Source organism: Wolbachia endosymbiont of Cylisticus convexus (assembly GCF_003344345.1).
The window spans coordinates 1-4380 of record NZ_QPIP01000107.1; the positions used below are offsets into that span (position 1 = coordinate 1).

Below are 4380 nucleotides of genomic sequence, written 5' to 3' on the forward strand. Positions count from 1 at the left end.
ACTGGATACATATTTCAGAGAATTTCTTATTTGGTGTACTATACATAGCTGCACTTCTGCACTGGGAAATACACTGTTGATGGCTGCAGGAAAGCTTTTTAGCCCATCTACACATGCAATCAGAATATCTTCTACTCCTCTTTCTTTGAGGTTATTTAGCACTTCCAACCAAAAGTTAGCTCCTTCACTTTCAGCCAAATAAAAGCCCAGGACTTCTTTTCTGCCATTTTGGTCTATGCCCAATATATTGTACATACATTTACTTACGCAATGTCCATCCTCCTTGACCTTAAAGAACATCCCATCCATAAATACTATCGGGTATACTGATTGCAGTGGACGACTACGCCATTCATTGATTATAGGCAGTAATTTGTCGGTAATACTTGATATCTCTGCTACCGATATTTTGTGATCATAAATTTCCTCAACGTGTGACGCTATATCTCTATAGCTCATACCACTGGCAAATGTGCTCAAAATCTTCGTTTCAAGCTCTGGATGTAAGCTTGTTTGCCTTTTTTTGACTATTTGCGGCTCAAAACTTCCTTCTCTATCTCTTGGCGTTAACAGCTCAAATGAACCTGCACTTGTACGTAAAGTCTTTCCATTCCTCCCATTTCTGCGATTATTTTCTTCACTTTCAGCTAATAAATGGTTTTCTATTTCACCTTCTAGACTCGCCTCCAGCAGCTTTTTTATAAATGGTGTTAATGCTCCCTCCTTTCCTGTCAACGGTCTTCCTTCTCGTATAGACGACAGGATATTTGTTTCCAACTCTTTATAATCTACCAATCCGTTAGTTCTGTTTACTACTTTTTGACTCATTGTCAAACCTCCATTTTTAAATTGATATAAGTTCAAAAAAGTGTGTCAAACCGAAAAAAAGTAATATTCCCACCAAACCCTAAAGAGGCGCGCCAGCTCTCGACCCTACACCTTCATGCTGTCTTCCATCTCATGGAAAATGTCGACCTCTATGTCATAACAAATTTCGGGACTCAACACCTTCACTTTCGTTGTACCCTGCAATTGTCCATTCCATTAGCTTTACTACGCTCGTTACCTTACGCACCATAATGGTCTGTTCTAGGCTGTTGACTAGACTTTGCCTAGGTTAACCAACTGTTTTCTAAACGCTTTTCTTGGCGCACACATATTCAGGTTCATCCTGATAGGCTGTTCGGATGCTTAAATTCTTGAAATATATCTTGTTTTAGAGAAAGCTTGCTTTGAAGGTGCATGTCAATGGCTCCATAAGTTCACATTCTATTCCCAAACTTTTTTTAACTAACTTTAAAATCATAGAAAATACTGTCGAAAAAGGAAGTTTTCTTGTTCGTGTGAAACTGTTTTTTCCAATATAATGGATTTTCTGAAAAGTTTTCGAGTATATTGCATTTTTTATTTGTAAGATAAGATTTTTTCCTTTTTGCATGTCTCACCTAAAAAAGACACATTTTAAACTTTTTATTGAAATAAAATAGAAACAAAAGTCCTGTCTCTTGTAGTATTTTACTCCTTAATATCTCCCCTTAAGTTGACGCCATTGCCTGAACAGATACAATTTTATGATATTAAACGAACAGGTGGCTTAACTTTTTTGCCAGAAGAAAAAGCGGCAAGGAGCAAACCAAAAGCGATGAGGAAGGATCCAAACCATATTACAGACATTCCAGGTTTATAGTGCACTTTAGCTGCGATTTTGCTCTTACTCTTATCAATCTCACCGATTACAACATAAATATCAGAAAGCAAATTGTGGTAGATACTGCTTTCAACATTTTTCTGACCTTCCGCAAGGTAAAATCTATATTCAGGAGTTACTTCACCTAATATCTTATTATTCAGCAAATTCCTGATATCCATTGTACCTCTCACTGCATGGAAATTTTCCTTTTTTATCAATTCAATATTTCGTAAAGTAATTTTAAATTTATTGACTGTTATGCTATCTCCTATTTTTAAGTAATTTTCTTTTTTCTCCTGCCAACCAACTGAATAAGCTATACCAAGCACTAGAATTGCCACTCCAGCATGAGCAAGCATCATTGCATAGTAGGATTTAGAAACTCTTCTTGCTAATAAAATTGATTCGCTCTTAAATAAACGAATTCTTTTACTGTATGCTTCTAAAACAAAGATTAATAATGCTATGGAGATAGTAATTGATAGCACAATTATTAGCTCCATGTGAAAGATAAACGGCAAAATAGCTGCAGCACTGCAGAATGAAAATCTATATTCACGGAATATTGGCAATAGACTATTTCCCTGCCAACTGCAGTATTGCCCGATCATGGTGAGCACTAGAATAGCCAGTGCAATAGGATTAAATAAAGAATTGTAATATGGTGCTCCAACTGAAATTAATTCACCGGTTAAATACTCAAGCACTGTAGGGTATAAAGTGCCAACGAACACGATGAAAAAGGCAGTGATGAATAATAAATTGTTCATCAGCATCATCGTAAGGCGTGAAAAGAATCTTCTACCCTCTGTCACTTGAGTAGTAGATTTCTTTTCAGATTCCAATGTCGAGCACTGGAAAGATGTGCGATTTTTTCTCGTAAACACTACAAATATTACTAAGCTACTGACTGTAATTACACCAAGTAGAGCTAATATATACAGTCCATACCTTGGGTCATCTGCAAACGTGTGCACCGAGGTGAGTATTCCTGAGCGGACTAGAAATGTTCCAGTCACACTCAATATAAAAGTTGTAAGCGTAAGTAAAATAGCAAAATTCCTTAAAGTATTGAGATTTCGTACAACGAGCAACAAATGTGTCAGCGCCACTGCAATTAGCCACGGCATCAAAGAAACGTTTTCTACTGGATCCCAAAACCAAAATCCACCCCACCCAAGTTCGCGATACGCCCACCAGCTACCTAAGCTGATGCCAAAAGTGAGCAGCGACCAAGAAATAAGTACCCAAGGCCTGACAATTTTAGCCCAAACATTTCCTTCAACTTTTGCAATTAATCCAGCTATAGAGAGCGAAAAAGGAACGCTAAACCCAAGGTACCCCAAATATAATATTGGTGGGTGAATAGCAAGACCTATATCTTGCAATATCGGATTAAAACCCAGTCCATCTGTTTCAATGCCTGGCATTTTAGTGAAGGGGCTGGATTCAAGTAAAGTGAACAATAAAAAACAAAAGCAAATCAAACCTTGGGTGATCAAGGATACTTTCTTCAATTTACTGTCGTTATCAGTAAAAATACCCATCAGAAATAGGTAAAAGGTGAGCACTAAGGTCCAAAGCAACATAGACCCTTCTTTATTTCCCCAAACACCACAAATCTTATAGATCAAAGGTTTTGTTGTGTGTGAATGGTAATATACGTTTTCGAGTGAGAAATCATTTGTAATGTGGCAGTAGATCAAAATAGCCATTGATGTTGATACACAAAAAAATATGGCAGTGGTAGTAAACCGACAAGAACTAAGCGGTAAAAACAAATATGTCAAAGACAATAAGCAGGCTACCAATAGCAATATATTCCCAAATTCAAGCATAAATTATAGTTTTTATATAAACAATATTACCGATGACGAGTTAGAAGTTAAAGTGTTAATTGACGCTTGCTATTGATACTATAGGGAGAGTAGACCGGCGGACCTTTGACCTTACCCAGAAAAAATAGAGAGGAAGTTAAGGCATTTTTATTATGAAAATGATGAATCAAATTTCTCAGGAATGCAATGTAGAATGTCTACGCTGTTTGTTATAAAAAATTTGTATTAAACAAGACTTGATCTGACACTTTAGAAAAGTAAGTTATAAAATAATAAAAGAAAGGAGTGTTAGATATGAGTACAATACAAGCAAAAATACTAAAACCAAAGTTAGGGTTATTAGAGCTAGCAAAACAATTAGGAAATGTATCTCAAGCGTATGGGCTACTCAAGAGATACGTTTTATCGATTCAAGGAATTATATGAAAATGGAGGAGAAGAAGCACTGCATGAGATAAGTAAGAAAAAATCACTTATGGCAAACAGAGTTTCCGAAGACATAGAAAGAGCAGATCGCAACAGAATTTCCAGCATATGGACAATAAAGAGCTGCAAATGAGCTGAGAAAAAGGGATTTCCGAAGGTGGTTGTATGGCTAAGAAACGATATTGAAACGTTCAAAAAAAGACTTAAAGCTCTTGAAGCGAAGGTTGCACAAGATGGCATAATTTTAACTGAAGAGCAACTTGCAGCTTTAGAGAAAGTGAAAGAACAAAGATGGTGAAATTGAAACACTGGTTACTTAGGTTCTCAAGACACTTATTATGTAGAAGGGTATAGGACCAGCAAACTTTTATTGATACCTATTCAAGGGTTGCTATGGCAAAGCTTTATACAGACAAAACTGCAATT

2 protein-coding genes and 2 pseudogenes are annotated in these 4380 nt (G+C 36.5%); 1 reads left to right on the forward strand and 3 read right to left on the reverse strand.

Features of this window, described 5'->3' with window-relative positions; all coding sequences use genetic code 11:
- The 3 genes and pseudogenes from Wcon_RS08440 to Wcon_RS08450 all read right to left on the reverse strand — a co-directional run.
- A partial coding sequence (locus Wcon_RS08440) for an IS256 family transposase (protein WP_114516781.1) occupies positions 1–828 on the reverse strand: 828 nt, incomplete at its 3' end.
- 328 nt (positions 829–1156) lie between these two features.
- Positions 1157–1438: pseudogene (locus Wcon_RS08445) on the reverse strand (IS4-like element ISWosp8 family transposase); the annotation flags it as partial.
- Between the two features lie 131 nt (positions 1439–1569).
- On the reverse strand, positions 1570–3528 hold the full coding sequence (locus Wcon_RS08450) for a heme lyase CcmF/NrfE family subunit (protein ID WP_114517856.1): 1959 nt from the start codon (positions 3526–3528) through the stop codon (positions 1570–1572).
- Between the two features lie 294 nt (positions 3529–3822).
- On the opposite strand from Wcon_RS08450, the pseudogene Wcon_RS08455 reads away from it, so the two are divergent.
- Positions 3823–4380: pseudogene (locus tag Wcon_RS08455) on the forward strand (helix-turn-helix domain-containing protein); the annotation flags it as partial.